General features: G+C 56.0%; 15 protein-coding genes. 12 read left to right on the top strand and 3 right to left on the bottom strand.

Features of this window, described 5'->3' with window-relative positions; translation table 11 throughout:
- Positions 1–9 precede the first annotated feature (9 nt).
- Entirely contained in the window at positions 10–786 is a 777-nt protein-coding gene (locus tag ACR0AK_RS07660; protein WP_480792901.1) for an enoyl-CoA hydratase-related protein, read from the top strand.
- Positions 787–791: 5 nt separating this feature from the next.
- Here the strand turns inward: ACR0AK_RS07660 and bmt are convergent, their stop codons facing one another.
- Complete coding sequence (gene bmt / locus ACR0AK_RS07655; RefSeq protein ID WP_480792900.1) at positions 792–1,808, bottom strand: betaine--homocysteine S-methyltransferase; 1,017 nt, start codon at positions 1,806–1,808, stop codon at positions 792–794.
- Positions 1,809–1,924: 116 nt separating this feature from the next.
- The gene (locus tag ACR0AK_RS07650) at positions 1,925–2,242 is read right to left on the bottom strand and encodes a DUF1476 domain-containing protein (protein WP_170557455.1); all 318 of its coding nucleotides are present in this window, start codon (positions 2,240–2,242) and stop codon (positions 1,925–1,927) included.
- Between the two features lie 187 nt (positions 2,243–2,429).
- Between ACR0AK_RS07650 and purC the strand changes: the two genes are divergently transcribed.
- The 7 genes from purC (at position 2,430) to ACR0AK_RS07615 (ending at position 11,543) form a co-directional block, all read left to right on the top strand.
- Positions 2,430–3,185 (top strand): phosphoribosylaminoimidazolesuccinocarboxamide synthase, encoded by a 756-nt coding sequence (purC, locus tag ACR0AK_RS07645; RefSeq protein ID WP_170557453.1) that lies wholly within the window; start codon positions 2,430–2,432, stop codon positions 3,183–3,185.
- 140 nt (positions 3,186–3,325) lie between these two features.
- The gene (locus ACR0AK_RS07640; protein WP_480792899.1) at positions 3,326–3,994 is read left to right on the top strand and encodes a MarC family protein; all 669 of its coding nucleotides are present in this window, start codon (positions 3,326–3,328) and stop codon (positions 3,992–3,994) included.
- Positions 3,995–4,112: 118 nt separating this feature from the next.
- Complete coding sequence (purS, locus tag ACR0AK_RS07635; RefSeq protein ID WP_109311572.1) at positions 4,113–4,343, top strand: phosphoribosylformylglycinamidine synthase subunit PurS; 231 nt, start codon at positions 4,113–4,115, stop codon at positions 4,341–4,343.
- 22 nt (positions 4,344–4,365) lie between these two features.
- The gene (gene purQ, locus ACR0AK_RS07630; protein ID WP_170557449.1) at positions 4,366–5,034 is read left to right on the top strand and encodes a phosphoribosylformylglycinamidine synthase subunit PurQ; all 669 of its coding nucleotides are present in this window, start codon (positions 4,366–4,368) and stop codon (positions 5,032–5,034) included.
- 36 nt (positions 5,035–5,070) lie between these two features.
- Positions 5,071–6,849: a sensor histidine kinase gene (locus ACR0AK_RS07625; protein WP_480792898.1), complete on the top strand. Its 1,779-nt coding sequence runs from the start codon at positions 5,071–5,073 to the stop codon at positions 6,847–6,849.
- 12 nt (positions 6,850–6,861) lie between these two features.
- Positions 6,862–8,196: a sigma-54-dependent transcriptional regulator gene (locus ACR0AK_RS07620; protein ID WP_170557445.1), complete on the top strand. Its 1,335-nt coding sequence runs from the start codon at positions 6,862–6,864 to the stop codon at positions 8,194–8,196.
- Between the two features lie 509 nt (positions 8,197–8,705).
- Positions 8,706–11,543, top strand: a complete 2,838-nt coding sequence (locus tag ACR0AK_RS07615; RefSeq protein WP_480793647.1) for an Rne/Rng family ribonuclease — start codon at positions 8,706–8,708, stop codon at positions 11,541–11,543.
- Positions 11,544–11,589: 46 nt separating this feature from the next.
- On the opposite strand, the gene ACR0AK_RS07610 is transcribed toward ACR0AK_RS07615, so the two are convergent.
- Positions 11,590–11,823 carry a sulfurtransferase TusA family protein gene (locus tag ACR0AK_RS07610; protein ID WP_480792897.1) on the bottom strand — a complete coding sequence of 78 codons (234 nt, stop codon included), beginning with the start codon at positions 11,821–11,823 and terminating at the stop codon, positions 11,590–11,592.
- 105 nt (positions 11,824–11,928) lie between these two features.
- Here ACR0AK_RS07610 and ACR0AK_RS07605 point away from each other — a divergent pair, with 105 nt between their 5' ends.
- The 4 genes from ACR0AK_RS07605 (at position 11,929) to ACR0AK_RS07590 (ending at position 16,259) form a co-directional block, all read left to right on the top strand.
- On the top strand, positions 11,929–12,681 hold the full coding sequence (locus ACR0AK_RS07605) for a cytochrome c biogenesis CcdA family protein (protein ID WP_170412974.1): 753 nt from the start codon (positions 11,929–11,931) through the stop codon (positions 12,679–12,681).
- Positions 12,682–12,744: 63 nt separating this feature from the next.
- On the top strand, positions 12,745–13,959 hold the full coding sequence (locus ACR0AK_RS07600) for a hypothetical protein (protein ID WP_480792896.1): 1,215 nt from the start codon (positions 12,745–12,747) through the stop codon (positions 13,957–13,959).
- Positions 13,956–15,305, top strand: coding sequence for a cytochrome P450 (locus tag ACR0AK_RS07595; RefSeq protein ID WP_480792895.1), 1,350 nt, complete (start codon positions 13,956–13,958; stop codon positions 15,303–15,305). Before ACR0AK_RS07600 ends, ACR0AK_RS07595 begins: the two co-directional genes overlap by 4 nt.
- 72 nt (positions 15,306–15,377) lie before the next feature.
- Complete coding sequence (locus tag ACR0AK_RS07590; RefSeq protein WP_480792894.1) at positions 15,378–16,259, top strand: fructose bisphosphate aldolase; 882 nt, start codon at positions 15,378–15,380, stop codon at positions 16,257–16,259.
- The last annotated feature ends 2 nt before the right edge of the window (positions 16,260–16,261 follow it).

Here is a 16,261-nt window from a genome sequence, read left to right as displayed (position 1 = left end):
GAGGACTGCATGGACTATGAGGCTATACTGCTGGATATCACTGACAATCTGGCTGTGGTAACCCTGAACCGACCCGACAAGATGAACGCGTTGACCGCGCAGATGCGGGCCGAAGTCACTCATGCGATGACCCATGCGGCCCGCCGCGCGCGGGCGATCGTTCTGACGGGGGCAGGGGGTGCGTTTTGCTCGGGGCAGGATCTGGGGGATTCGTCCAGTACCGGCCGGATTGATCTGGAACGAACGCTGCGCGACGAATACGATCCGATGCTGGAATCCATCTACAACTGTCCGGTCCCGACCATCGCGGCGGTCAACGGGCCAGCGGCAGGTGCGGGGGCGAATATCGCGCTTAGCGCTGATGTGGTGATCGCCACCGAAAGCGCGTATTTCCTGCAGGCATTTTCCCGCATCGGCCTGATGCCGGATGCCGGCGGCACTTGGTTCCTGCCACGCCAGATGGGTTTCGCCAAAGCTATGGGGGCAGCCCTGTTTGCCGATAAGATCAGCGCCAAACAGGCGGATGAATGGGGCATGATCTGGGAAGCGGTGGCCGACGAAGAATTCGACGCCCATTGGCGCAAACGGGGGGCATATCTGGCCGATGGTCCAACCACCGCGTTCGGTGCGATCAAACAAGCAATCCGCGGAACTTACGACAACACTCTGCCACAGCAGTTGGCGATCGAGGCGCATCTTCAAGGTGACTGCGGCCGTTCACGCGACTTTTCCGAGGGCGTTGTTGCCTTCATGGAAAAACGCCCCCCGAAATTCGAGGGGCGCTGAACGATTTAAGCGCGACGGCGACGGCGACTGCGCCGTTCAGGAACCACCGCATCGGCTTCGGTGCCGTCTGACGCCGATGAGAAAGGGCCCAGCGCATCTGTGATCTGATCCAGCGTCGGGCGTGTGCCGCGACTGGTGGTGTCCAGCGCTTCGCGCATTTTGCGCAGGTGCTCTGGCATAGTTCCGCAGCATCCACCGATGATCGTGGCACCTGAATCCCGTGCCATTTGGGCATATTGGCCCATTAATTCAGGCGTGCCGTCATAGTGAATGTGGCCATCGACGTATTTTGGGATACCCGCATTGCCTTTGGAAATCACCGGACGTTCCGTTCCCTGAGCCGCAAATCCAAGAACCGTGCGCAGGATGTCCGACGCGCCTGTGCCGCAGTTGGCACCGAATGCAATCGGCGGATTGGGCAGGGTTTCGACCAATTGAGCCAGATCTGCAGAGGTTACGCCCATCATGGTGCGCCCGGCAGTATCAAAGCTCATGGTGCCACACCAGGGCATGTCGGCCAGAGCAAATGCTTCCGCCGCTGCTTTGAATTCTTCTGGTGCACTGATCGTTTCGACCCACAGAACGTCCGCGCCACCAGCCTTGAGTGCCTCCGCCTGCTCGTGGAACATCTCGACCGCGCCAGCATGGGATAGGCTACCAACCGGCTCCATAATCTCACCGGTAGGTCCAACCGAGCCTGCAACAACAATGGTACGACCGGCCTTGTCGGCCACTTCGCGTCCCAGCTCTGCGCCGATCCGGTTCAATTCACCGACCCGGTTTTGGGCGTCGTGCAGTTTCAGGCGGGCGGAAGTGCCGCCAAAGGTGTTGGTCAGAAACAGATCGCTGCCTGCGTCCACCGAACCCTGATACAATGCCCGAATTTTGTCTGGCGCATCGACATTCCACAGCTCGGGCGCGTCGCCCGACTGCAAACCCATGTTGAACAAGTTCGTGCCCGTGGCGCCGTCGGCCAGCAAAGCATCTTTTGTTTCCAGAAGTTTATTGAGCGCATTTGTCATGGGGGTATTCCCAAAAGGCCGTTAGGGGCCGTTAAAAATAGAGACGCCCCGTGTCTCATGACCGGGGCATCAAATCAAATTCATAAAACTCATGAAGATCATGAGCCGAGTATTTTTTACTCGGTTTCGCTCAGCACTTGCGACTTTGCTTCGGGCAGAAGTTCGGCCATTTTCGCGCGGATTTCATCATCGGACGACAGCGCGCCCAGATCAGCAGACACCTTGCGCACGACATCTTCGTGGCCGACCTCTTCCATATCCGCGATAACTACGGTTTTGGCATACGCATCGGCATCGTCGCCAGACTTGCCCAGTTTTTCTGCGGCCCAAAGGCCAAGCAGTTTGTTGCAGCGCGCCTGAGCTTTGAACTGCATTTCTTCGTCATGAGCGAATTTAGCTTCAAAAGCGTTTTCGCGTTCGTCAAAAGTGGTCATTGTTTGCGGACCTCATAGCTTACATCTTCTTAATTGATGATATGACTATAGCTGAGCGCCTGTGCAAGGGAATTGCGCTGCGTCAAAGCCTCTCGGTCCGCTGAACTTGCGGGAAAGTGGGGCTTGGACTATGAGGGCGCCAACGCGAAGGGACTCATTCCCTCGCCCCGGACTGGAAAGGTCGCTCATGGCGCGTCGCAAGAAGATCTACGAAGGCAAGGCGAAAATTCTGTATGAAGGCCCTGAGCCGGGTACGATCGTGCAGTATTTCAAGGATGATGCCACCGCGTTTAACGCGGAAAAGAAAGACGTCATCGATGGCAAAGGTGTGCTGAACAACCGTCTGAGCGAATTCTTCATGACCGGTCTCAACCAGATTGGCGTTCCGACCCACTTCATTCGCCGTCTGAATATGCGCGAGCAATTGGTGCGCAACTGCGAAATCATTCCGCTTGAAGTGATCGTTCGCAACTATGCTGCCGGTACGATCTCGAAACGTCTGGGTATCGCCGAAGGTACGCAACTGCCGCGTCCGATTGTCGAGTATTGCTATAAAGACGACGCATTAGGTGACCCGCTGGTTACCGAGGAACACATCGCCGCTTTTGGCTGGGCCAGCCAACAGGACATGGATGATATTCTGAGCCTTGCTCTGAGGGTGAATGACTTCATGAGTGGTATGATGCTGGCCGTCGGTATCCGACTGGTCGATTTCAAGATCGAGATCGGCCGAGTTTACGACGGGGATTTCCAACGCCTCATTGTGGCTGATGAAATCAGCCCCGATAGCTGCCGCCTTTGGGACATCGAAACCGGCCAAAAGCTGGACAAGGACGTATTCCGCCGGGATCTGGGCAGTCTGACGGACGCTTATTCTGAGGTCGCGCGCCGTCTGGGTGTGCTGCCCCAAAGTAACGTCGCCAAACCTACGCTGATCAACTGATCACGCGGACGAACCACAACATTTTTCAAAAGCACTGCTTAAATCAAAGCAGTGCTTTTTTCTTTGTGTCTGGTAGTTTGACAGAAATGTCGGTTGTCCGGCATTGTCGGACAAATACGAAAACGAGGGTGGCGCTTTACATGGTCGAATTGTTTGATCAGGCGGTTTTTATAAAATTCCTTGCAGCCCTTCTGGCGATTTTCAACCCGCTCTACGGTATCCCGATTTTTCTTAGCATGACCAAAGGATACTCGGCCTCCGAACGCAGGCGGGTAGCGCTTATCGTGACGGGCACGGTTATCATTATCGGCCTGATAGCGGTTGTGATCGGAGAAGAGATTCTTGCTGTTTTCGGGATCGACATACCTTCGTTCCGTATCGCTGGAGGGCTGATTATCTTTGGGATTGGTATGTCGATGCTGAACGCATCGGACAGGCCAAAAGGTGATCAACAGGCCGTGGATGAGGGGCATAAGAAAAAAGATAACATCGCCGTTGTACCGCTTGCTATTCCGTTGACTATAGGGCCTGGAACTATTGCGATAACAATCGTTTATTCTCATACCCTTAGCGATGGTGCCGAAGTGGTGACCCTTGGAACGGCAATTGTGATCGCCTGCTTGATCGTCGGCATAGGCTTGTTGTTTGCCGATCCGATTTCGCGGCTATTGGGGATGACGATGATCAATGTCATCACGCGTGTTATGGCCCTCATACTGGTGGCGGTGGCTATCGAGATGGTTTTGACCGGCACATTCAATGCAATTGACGCGCACTATCCCGAGCTGATTTCGGGCGGAGGCGGGTAGCGACGGCGACTGCGGTCATCTGCCCACTTCAAGAAGGGTTGTCCAACTTCATCAAGCACGTTATCCCCCGCGCATCGGAACGGGCTGGAAACCAAGGCCCTCAGCTGGAGTTGCAAGAATGAAAGCACGTGTGCATGTGATGCTCAAGAACGGGGTCCTCGACCCTCAGGGTGAGGCAGTGCGTCACGCATTGGGTGCCATGGGCTTTGATCAGGTCGAAGGCGTGCGGCAGGGAAAGGTGATCGATCTGGAGCTGGCCGAAGGCGCGACCGAGGCGGACATCACCGAGATGTGCGAAAAGCTGTTGGCCAACACGGTCATTGAACGCTACGAAATTGAACTGGTCTAACCATAGTCCCGGAGGACCCACCATGCGCGCAGCTGTCATCGTATTCCCAGGTTCCAACTGTGACCGGGATCTTGCCGTCGCTTTTGAACAGGCGGGTTTTCAGGTCGATATGGTCTGGCACAAGGACGCCGCGCTGCCAGAAGGCGTGGATATCGTTGGCGTGCCAGGTGGTTTCTCGTACGGGGATTACCTGCGCTGCGGCGCTATCGCCGCGCAGTCACCGATTTGTAAGGCCGTAGTAAACCATACTGAGCGCGGCGGTTACGCCGTTGGTATTTGCAACGGTTTTCAGATCCTGACCGAAACCGGCATCCTGCCTGGTGCTCTGCTGCGCAACGCCGGCCTGAAATATATCTGCCGCACTGTCGGTCTGAAGGTGGAAACAAGCGATAGCGCGTTCACCGAAGGTTACAACGCGGGTGATGTGATCGGCATTCCGATTGCCCACCATGACGGCAACTATTTTGCGGATGATGCAACGCTGGCCAAACTGCAGGATCAGGATCGGATCGCGTTCACCTATACCGAGAATCCCAACGGTTCAGTCGGGAACATTGCAGGTATCCTGTCCGAGAACCGCCGGGTGTTGGGGATGATGCCTCACCCTGAACGTGCGGCGGATGACGGCCACGGTGGAACCGACGGGACGGCATTGTTCCGCGCATTGTCTGGCGTTCTCGCTCCGGCGTGACTTGAGCTTACGTTCCAGCCCGCGTAACTTTCCGGGATGAGTTCCGAAGTTCGCTCTGGCTGGTCCTTTCTGACAAAACCATTTCGTGGCGCGCCATTAGGTTGGCGGCTGCGGTTGGCGGTCATTTTTCTTTTGATCGCCACGGTTACCACGGTTTATGTGACCAATCGGCTGCTGACGGACCGTTTTACCGAATCCACACGTAACCGGGCCGAAGTGCGACTGGCGCTGTATTCTGGCAATTTGCTGAGCGAACTGCGCCGAAATGCAATTGTTCCGCAGCTATTGGCCCGCGATCCAACGTTGATATCCGCGCTACAATCCAGTGACTTCTCGCTGTCAACCCAGCGCTTGATCTCGTTTGTTGAAGAAATCGGTGCGGCCTCATTGATGTTGTTGGATGGGGATGGTCGCACTGTTGCGGCCACCGATCGTGCGCGTCTGGGAGAGCTTCACAGAAGCTCGCCGTATTTCATTGACGCGGTACGAGGGAATTCGACGATCTTCACCGTGATTGAAAAAGAATCGGGCGGCTACAGCTTTGTCTATTCAAGAAGAATGGAGTCCAATGCCGAGATTCTGGGCGTCATCGTTGTTGAGGTCGATCTGCAGAAGTTTGAGCGCGCCTGGGCAGGTATTTCCGACGCTGTAATGGTGACGGACAGTACCGGAACAATCATCTTGTCGACCGAACCCCAATGGCGGGGACTTGAGGAAAGCGCGGCGTTGCTGCGCCAGCCTGCGCAAGGCGCAATCCAGCGGGCAATTCGTGCCACCACAGACTGGACCGCGTTGCCTCCGGACGCCTATCTGCAAGGCGAGGCGGTGATGCGGATGGAAACACGCATTCCGTTCCGGGGCTGGAAAATGACATCGTTCACCACCTACGAGTCGATTCGTGAAAAGGTGAACAGTGTAATCGCGCTCGAGATTATGGGATTTGCGATTCTTCTGTCGCTGGCCTTTTATGCGCTCAGCCGCCGGGCTACCTTCCGCATGGCACTGTTCCAGCGTGAGTCGGCAGAGCTTCGCGCATTGAACACAAGGCTAAAGCGGGAAATTGCTGAGCGCGAACGGGTTGAAAAAACGCTGGAAGTTGCCGAGCAGACGCTTGCCCAAAGCTCAAAATTAGCCGCCCTGGGCGAGATGTCGGCGGCTGTGAGTCACGAGCTCAATCAACCTCTGGCTGCAATGAAAACCTATTTGGCCGGCGCGCGCCTTTTGCTCCGTCGGAACCGCCCAGAAGAGGCCCTGGCCAGCTTTGGTCGTATCGACGGTCTGATCGAAAGAATGGGGGCGATTACCCGCCAACTGAAATCTTACGCGCGGAAAGGTGCGGATACTTTTTCCCCAGTAAACCTTAGTGAAGCACTGGCCGCGTCGCTGTCTATGATGGAGCCGCAACTGCGTCAGCGTCACGTCAAAATCACCCAGATACTTCCAGACGAACCGGTGTCGGTCATGGGCGACCGGATGCGGATCGAGCAAGTGATGGTGAACCTCTTGCGCAACGCGCTGGACGCCACCAAGTCAGTCTCAGAACCAGATGTCGAAATCATACTGGCAGCGGGTGATATGGCGGTGCTGACAGTGCGCGACAATGGCTATGGAATCGAGGACATCGAAAACCTGTTCGAACCGTTCTATACTACAAAACAACCCGGCGACGGCGTTGGTCTGGGGCTTGCCATCTCTTCCGGGATCGTGAACGACCATGGCGGACGGCTGACAGCACGCAACAGCCCGCAAGGCGGGGCCGTGTTCGAGATGCAGTTGCCGATACTGGGAAGCGACGGCCTTGAGGCCGCGGAATAACGAGGAATAACTATGGCACAGGCCATGAAGATCGCCATTGTGGATGACGAACAGGACATGCGCCAGTCGATCAGCCAATGGCTGGCACTGTCGGGATACGACACGGAAACCTTCGCCAGTGCCGAGGACGCGCTGAAGGTGTTGGGGCCCGAATATCCGGGTATCGTGATCTCGGATATCAAAATGCCTGGCATGGACGGCATTCAACTGTTGAAAAAGCTGATGGGGGCCGACAGTACGTTGCCAGTCATCATGATCACTGGTCATGGGGATGTGCCCATGGCGGTAGAAGCTATGCGCGTCGGGGCATTCGATTTTCTTGAAAAGCCCTTTAACCCCGATCGCATGTCGGAACTGGCCAAACGCGCCAGCACCGCGCGTCGACTGACCTTGGACAACCGTGCCCTGCGGCGCGAATTGTCGGGGGGAACGCAGATCATGAACAAACTGATCGGGGCCAGCCCGGTCATGGAACGTCTGCGCGAAGATATCCTGGATCTGGGCCAGGCGGACGGTCACGTACTGATCGACGGGGAAACCGGCACAGGTAAGACACTGGTGGCACATGCGTTGCATGCTGTTGGTAGCCGTGCCGGTAAGAAGTTTGTTTTGGTGAGCTGTGCGGCGCTTGAGGAAGAGGCGCTGTCGAAACGTCTGTTCGGCCCGATGATGCCGGAAGATGCGCAATTGCCCGCAATCGAAGAGGCCCGCGGCGGAACGCTGGTGCTAGAGGATGTCGAGGCGCTGAGCGATACGCTGCAGGCCCGTTTGCTGAGTGTGATGAACGATCAGGGCACGCCAGCCGAAACCCGTATCATCGCGATTTCCAACCTGCAGGAGGCGGGAAAGACTAGCGAGGATGTTCTGCGTCCGGACCTGTTCTATCGTCTGGCTGCATTGCGGATAACCATGCCACCCCTGCGCCAGCGCGGTGAAGACATCCTGACGCTGTTTACCCGGCTCAGCGAGCAGTTCTCTGAGGAGTATGGCTGCGAAGCGCCTCAGGTGAGCGCTCAAGAGGCGGCTCAGTTGTTGCAAGCACCATGGCCGGGCAATGTAAGGCAGTTGATCAACATCGCAGAACGGGCCGTCCTACAGTCACGGCGCGGTTCCGGGACGATAGCATCGCTTTTGATGTCCGATCACGAGGAAATGCAGCCCGTGATGACGACCGAGGGCAAGCCGCTCAAGGAGTATGTCGAAGCGTTCGAGCGGATGCTGATCGATAATACCATGCGTCGGCACAAGGGATCGATTGCATCCGTGATGGACGAACTTTGCCTGCCACGTCGGACACTCAACGAGAAAATGGCGAAGTACGGTCTGCAGCGTTCGGACTATCTTTAGGAAAGAGAGGGGGCAAGCCCCCTCTTGAGCCCGCGGCTCAATTTGCCCCCGGGATATTTGAGGTCAGATCAATAGATCTCGGGGCCTTCTATTGATCTTCTCGCAGTTTGCCCATTGTGTTTTCCACAGGACTGCTTTTATTGTGTCCTGACGGGCAGGGCTGTTTTGCGCCCAAAAGTCCCGAATCTTTGAGTTTCGCTGCTCTGCTACTGATGGTGATCAATCCCGCATGGCAAAGCAGACCGATTGTGCCCCCAAGGGGGCAGCTGAACGCCTGAGCCCGCTACAGCGGGCGAAAGGAATAAATGGGCAGGCAGCGGCCAGATCCGCGCCTGTCGGAGAAGAACCGCGATGACGCGCGCGCAACGATTGAGTGTACGGGCAGGGGGCCAAAGCGCCAGACCCTGCCGCGCGCCGTCCGATATCGCCCTGACAAGACACCACCCCAAAAGCGCCTGTCCTCCTGGACGGGTAAGGACAACGCGTTTGGCGCGGTGCACCAAGGAAACATGGCTAAGAAAATGCTTATCGATGCCACCCACGCGGAGGAAACCCGCGTCGTGGTGGTTGACGGAAACAAGGTCGAGGAGTTCGATTTTGAATCCGAAAACAAACGCCAGCTTGCTGGCAACATCTATCTTGCAAAAGTAACCCGGGTTGAGCCGTCTCTTCAGGCGGCCTTTGTAGATTACGGCGGGAACCGGCATGGGTTTCTGGCCTTTTCCGAGATTCACCCGGATTACTATCAGATCCCCGTGGCTGATCGCGAAGCGTTGATGGAAGAAGAGCGCGCTTATGCTGAGGCAATGAAGGCGCGCGACGAAGCGGAAGACACCAAGCCAAAAAAACGCCGTTCACGGTCGCGGTCTAAAGCTGCGGATGTGAAGTCTGACGATGCGGTGGAGTCGATCGAAGTTTCGAACGAACCTACTGGCATGGAAACCATTGATCTGGACGAAGGCGAAGAAGGAGCCGATGGCCCGGTCCTCGAAGGGACATCACCTGCGGACAGGGTTGCCGAAACGCCGGTCGAAGAGCCTATTGATGAGGCAGCGTCACCGGACCAGCCAGAAACAGCTGAGTCATCAGAAGCTGAAGGCGAATCTGCATCATCGGAAGACGATCACGAGCCTGAGCAAGAGGTTGAAGAACCTGCTGCGGAAGCTGCAGAGACCGACTCTGCAGAAGCTGAAGAGAACTCTGACGAAACGGTGAGTGAAGCGAAGGCCGAAACATCGGAAGACGCGACCGAAGAAGACGAGAGTAAGACTGAAGAAGCACGAGCTGATGCGACTGCGAAGGACGACTCTATTGAATCCGTCGCCGACGAAGATGACAGCGAGGATATCCGCCCCGTTCGTAAACCACGTCCGCGTCGCTATAAGATTCAAGAGGTTATCAAGGTTCGCCAGGTTCTGCTGGTTCAGGTCGTCAAAGAAGAACGCGGCAACAAAGGCGCAGCCCTGACCACGTATCTGTCGTTGGCAGGTCGGTACTGCGTTTTGATGCCAAACACGGCGCGTGGTGGCGGGATCAGCCGCAAGATCACCAATGCTCCGGATCGTAAGAAGCTTAAAGAAATCGCTGCGGAAATCGACGTGCCCACGGGGGCGGGTTTAATTATTCGCACAGCCGGTGCCAAGCGCACCAAATCCGAGATCAAGCGCGACTACGAATATTTGCAACGCATGTGGGAGCAGATCCGTGAGCTCACGCTGAAATCCATTGCGCCCGCGAAAATCTATGAAGAAGGCGACCTGATCAAACGGTCGATCCGCGATCTCTATAATCGCGAAATCGATGAGGTTCTGGTCGAAGGTGAAGGCGGATATCGCATCGCCAAGGACTTCATGAAGATGATCATGCCGTCCCACGCCAAGAACGTGAAACGGTATGAAGACGCGTTGCCCTTGTTCGCACGCTATCAGGTTGAAAGCTATCTGGCCGGGATGTTCAACCCGACCGTTCAGCTGAAATCTGGTGGTTATATCGTGATTGGCGTGACAGAGGCGCTGGTTGCGATCGACGTGAACTCTGGCCGGGCCACCAAAGAAGGCTCGATCGAGGAAACCGCGCTCAAGACCAACCTCGAGGCCGCAGAAGAGGTTGCGCGCCAACTGCGTCTGCGCGACCTGGCCGGTCTGATCGTCATCGACTTCATCGATATGGACGAGAGGAAGAATAACTCGGCCGTCGAAAAGCGTCTGAAAGACAAGCTGAAAACCGATAGGGCCCGCATTCAGGTTGGCCGCATCTCGGGCTTTGGACTGCTGGAGATGAGCCGCCAGCGTCTGCGTCCCGGTATGTTGGAGGCCACGACACAGCCGTGCCCGGCGTGTCACGGAACTGGTCTAATCCGGTCGGACGACAACATGGCCTTGTCGATCCTGCGTCAGATCGAGGAAGAGGGCACGCGCCGCCGCTCGCGCGAGGTGCTTGTGCGCTGCCCGGTCAGCATCGCCAACTTCCTTATGAACCAGAAGCGCGAGCATATCGCGCAGATTGAGGCGCGGTATGGCCTGTCCGTACGTGTCGAAGGTGACGTGCATTTGGTCAGCCCGGATTTCTCGATGGAGAAGTTCAAAACCGCCAGCCGGATCGTACCGGAAGCCACAGCTCCAGTCGTTTCGGTAGACGCGTCCCTGATGGATCTTGTTGACGCCAGCGAAGAAGAGCAGGTCGAAGAGGAAGCTGTTCAGGCTGAAGAGGACACCAAGCCCAAGCGTAAACGTCGTCGCCGTCGTCGGAAAAAGGGCAATGGTTCCGGCGAATCTTCCGAGGCGAACGCTGACGAAGGTGATGCGGCAACGTCCGAGGCATCGGATGAAGCTAAGACCGACGTGGCAGATGAAACAAAGCCTGAAGGTGAAGCCTCCGAACCGGTTGAGGAAGAAAAAACCGCCAAGCCCAAGCGTCGTCGTGCTCCGCGCCGCAAGAAGAAAGACGTGGAATCTTCTGAAGTAGCAGAAGAAACAACTGCTGAAGTCGCTTCTGAAGAGACTGCGGGCAAGGATGGTGAAATTGTAACTCCGGAAGCAGAGGCTCAGGAAACTGGCGTAACGGAAGCACCAGAAGAAGTAGCGGCAGAAACTGCAGAAGACGGTGAAAAAGCTGAAACGGCGGCAAAACAACCTGAGACTGAGGCGGAAACTTCCACCGAAGAACAGGCTGAACCTGTAGCGGTTGAACAACCCGAACCAGTCGTCGAGGTGACCGCCGACGACCCGCAGGAGCCTGCGGAAGCCGTGGTTGAAGAGGCACCCGAGCCGGTTTTGGAGGTTGTAGCCGAAGAGCCCGAACAGCCGGCTAAGCCAAAGCGGCGTGGCTGGTGGTCACTAGGCCAATAAAAGGAAAAGGCGGGCCAGGTGCCCGCCTTTTTTGTTTCAGCCAATCTCAGCTAGATTTCTGGATCAAATAGACCTGATGGCCGTCCGCGTCCTCCTGCGACAGCAGTTGGTGACCGCTCTCGACGCAGAAATGCGGGACATCAATTATGGCAGCAGGATCATCTGCAAGTACGCGCAGAACGGCACCGGCCGGCATGGATTTCAAACGTTTGCGTGCCTTGAGAACTGGCAGAGGGCACAGCAGACCTAACGCGTCGAGTGTTTCGGATGGATTTGACATAAGGTTCAGATATTTCCACTTTGGCAGGGTGTCCAGCGTGCAACCACGAGGATGTGACCGAATGGCCCCGTGACGTTGGCCGCCCCATACCATATGTGCTGAAACATGTTCGGAATAGATATCATCGACGCGGGCTTGCTGCCTGCCATGTTCATCGCGATGCTGGGCGGGTTGATCAGCTTTCTGTCGCCCTGCGTTTTGCCCATCGTTCCGCCGTACCTGGCTTATATGAGTGGCGTGACGATCAACGAAATGCAGGATGAGGCGCAAGCGCGGCGCAAGGCAACATTGGCGGCCTTGTTCTTTGTGTTGGGCCTGTCCACCGTGTTTTTGTTGCTGGGCTTCACAGCATCCGCGTTCGGGGCGTTTGTCCTTCAGAACCAGGTGCTGTTCGCGAAGGTGTCTGGCGCAGTAGTCATCGTCTTTGGCCTACATTTCCTGAATGTCTTCCGTATCCCGTTTCTGGACCGCGAAGCCCGGATTGAAACCGGTGATTCCGGTGGATCTGTATTTGGCGCTTATATTCTTGGTCTGGCTTTTGCCTTTGGCTGGACGCCATGTATTGGACCGCAGTTGGGGGCGATCCTGTCACTTGCGGCGTCTGAGGCATCGGTCGCGCGTGGGACCCTGTTGCTGGGCGTTTATGCGGCTGGCTTGGGCATTCCGTTCCTGCTGGCGGCGATGTTCCTGAATCGGTCGATGACGGTGATGAACCGGATCAAGCCTTACATGGGTACCATTGAAAAGGTGATGGGGGGCTTGTTGCTTTTCGTGGGCATCATGCTGATCACAGGCCTGTTCACAGAATTCAGCTGGTGGCTGCTGGAAACTTTCCCGGCGCTGGCGAATTTCGGATGATCTGTTGATCTGACTTACCTTGACGCTCAGGCTGCGTTAACCTGCGCTGCAGAAGGTAAGGCCATGAGCAGTCAGAATAATCATCCACGGGTGCGTAAACGCCAAGTATTCTATATCCCTGGCTATGATCCGATACCACCGCGGCGGTATCGTGAGCTTTATCGTACCGAAGGCATGCTTCAGTCGGAGATATCCGGTTATGAGATTTCGGTGTCCGCCAAGTCAGGCGATGGCCCGTATGGGTGGCACGTCACTTCCCGGCAGGATGGTGAAGAAGTTCAAGCCGATGTAAGTGTTTTGGTCTGGTCGGATCTGGTGCGTGACAGCATGTCAAATTCGATCCCGGCGACTTATCTGCAATTGGTGCAGACTGCATGGATCTATATGTCCTCTGGAACGCTGTGGCGCCTGATGCAGCTGCGCAAAGGACCGGTGATTGCCGCACTGTATCCAGTTGGAATGTTGGTGGCTCAACTGCTGTTGGCGATCTTGCTAGCTGGGGCCATGACATGGGTATTGATGCCGTTTATCGATTGGCTGGGCGTAGTCCTGGCTGTTGGGGTCGCTTACGCTCTGATGCGATGGTTTCGCCAGCAAGACGGTCAACTTTTTGCTTATTACCTGATGCATGACTATGCCTATTCCGCAAAGCTCAAAGGGGCGACGCCGGGTGAATTGCGACATCGCCTGCGTGCATTCGGTGCGTTGATCCAAGAGGCGCTGAATTCAGACGCAGATGAGGTGCTGGTCGTCGGCCATAGCTCAGGCGCCCATCTGGGCGTCAGCGTTCTGGCCGATGTTATCCGCGCCAATGGTCAACGTGACGACGGCCCTGTATTCTCGTTTCTAACGTTGGGACAGGTCGTGCCGATGGTGTCCTTTCTGCCCCAAGCCCATGAATTGAGGGCCGATTTGCAATTCCTATCCACGCAGGAAAATCTGACATGGGTAGATGTCTCGGCCCCCGGCGACGGCTGTTCTTTTGCCCTTTGCGATCCGGTGTCGGTCAGCGGCGTGGCCACGGCAGAAAAGAAATGGCCGCTGGTCCTATCTGCGGCTTTCACACAGACCCTATCCCCCGAACGATGGAAGTATTTGCGCTGGAAGTTCTTCCGGCTGCATTTCCAATATCTTTGCGCGTTTGATAAGCCGGATCGGTATGACTATTTTCGTATAACCGCTGGTCCACAAACCTTGGAGCAGAGGTTTGAGGGGCGGGTGCCGTCGAAATCACGCGTGGAAAAGCCAGTCTCAAAACACACCACGGTGACCGCATGACACCGCCCAAACCGGCCGCGCGTCCAGACAAAGTATCGCTTTGGCGATACTTGAAACTGTTCCGTAAAGACATTCTTTCAGCCCAGCCCCATAGGCTGTACCGCGCCTGGATGGCTGAATTTCGAACACCGTTTTTTAGGTCTTACTTGATGAACCAGCCGGAACTCGTTGATACGGTTCTGAAAAAACGCCCCAACGACTTCCCTAAGTCGAACCGAATAAGTGAGGGTCTGCGTCCTTTGCTGGGAAATTCTGTCTTCCTGACGAACGGGGATACCTGGAAACAGCAACGCAGGATCATCGACCCGGCGTTCGAAGGTGGGCGCCTGAAGGACACGTTTCCGGCGATGCTCGCGGCAGGCCAGGCCGCCGTGGATCGGTTGCGCCCGCAGGCTGGCGAGGCCATTGAGTTTGAAGAAGTCACCAGCCATATTGCTGCGGATGTCATTTTTCGCACTTTGTTTTCGGTGCCTATCGAGCATGAAATAGCCGCTCGGGTCTTTGACAAGTTTCGCAGCTTTCAGCGCGAACAACCCATTTTGAACATTGCAGCCTTTGTCCCGCTGCCAAAGTGGTCGCCGAGGTTGCATTCGCGGCGCACCAAAAGAAATGCTAAGGATATCAGGGCGCTCATCCGGCGCCTTACGGCGGATCGGGCTGCGCTGATCGCTCGGGGTGAAGCGCCGGACGATCTGGCAACCAAGATCATGACAACACGTGATCCCGAAACCGGGCGTGGTTTCGACACGCAGGAAATGGTCGATCAGGTCGCGATCTTCTTCCTTGCCGGCCACGAAACCAGCGCGTCTGCACTAGCCTGGATGCTGTATCTGTTGGCCATGTATCCCGAATGGCAGGACAAGTTGGCCGAAGAAGCAGGGGCGTTGGATACGCCGGAATTTACCGCAATATCGCGCCTCAGGCTTAGCCGGGATGTGTTCCGTGAAGCATTGCGGCTTTACCCGCCTGTGCCAATGATGGTCCGTGAAGCGACTTGCCCCGAACGTTTCCGAGACAGGGATGTGCCTGAAAGCTCGCAAGTCGTGATTAGCCCCTGGCATTTGCACCGGCACGAGAGGCTCTGGGATCGCCCGGACGAATTTGATCCAACCCGTTGGGGGACTGAGAATGGAAAGTCGTGTCAGCGCAACGCCTTCATTCCGTTCTCAACGGGGTCCCGCGTATGCCCTGGTGCTGGGTTCGCGATGATTGAGGGGCCGCTTTTGGTGTCCATGCTTCTGCGACGCTTTCGATTTGAGCTGGTCGAGGGGCAATCACCTGTACCAGTTGCGCATTTGACTGTCCGATCGAAGGAAGGAATTTGGTTGCGCTTGGTTGAGCGCTAACAAACTACCATCCTTTCACGCCTTGCTGTATGCGGTTTGAAAACGCGGAATCATATTGAACGGGAAAGTCTTATGTCATCAGCAGAACAGCGCGCACAAATGTCAAACGGTGCAGGTTTCATCGCAGCACTGGATCAAAGCGGTGGGTCGACCCCCAAAGCGCTGGCGCTTTATGGCGTAGACGCATCGGACTACAACTCGGACGAAGAGATGTTCGGCGAAATCCAGAATATGCGTGCGCGGATCATTCTGGCGAATGATTTCACGAAGGCTAAAGTGATCGGCGCGATCCTGTTCGAGCGTACGCTGGGCGAGCAAATTGATGGCCGAAAAGTTGCCGACTATCTTTGGTCGGTTAAAGGTATCGTGCCTTTCCTTAAGATTGACAAAGGGTTGGAAGACGAAGCGAATGGTGTTCAATTGATGAAACCCATTCCGGGTCTGGCCGAGACGTTGGCTAAAGCTGACGGTGTTTTCGGCACCAAAGAGCGTTCAGTCATTCACGAAGCAAATGCGGAAGGCATCGCAGCTGTTACTGCGCAACAGTTCGATGTGGCCCGCGAAGTCGTGGCCGCAGGAATGGTTCCGATTATTGAGCCCGAGGTAAATATCAACTCGGCGACAAAAGCCGAAGCAGAAGACATCCTGAAGGCTGAAATCCTGAAGAACCTGGATCAGTTGGACGAGGGGCAGGACGTCATGCTCAAGTTGACGATCCCTACTCAAGCAAACCTGTATGACGAGTTGGCCGATCATCCGCGTGTTCTGCGCGTGGTTGCGCTGTCAGGCGGTTATTCGACCGATCAGGCCTGCGATCTGCTGGGGCAGAATGGTAAGATGATCGCGTCTTTCTCGCGCGCGCTGACCGAAGGCCTGTCAAAAAAGCAATCAGATGCCGAGTTCAACGCAGCGTTGGGCGGTAACATCGACAAGATTTTCCGCGCGTCGGTCTAACA

It is taken from the genome of Ruegeria sp. BI12, assembly GCF_056537985.1.
The sequence above is the reverse complement of the archived record's forward strand: the minus strand, read 5'-3'. Positions and strand labels throughout refer to the sequence as shown.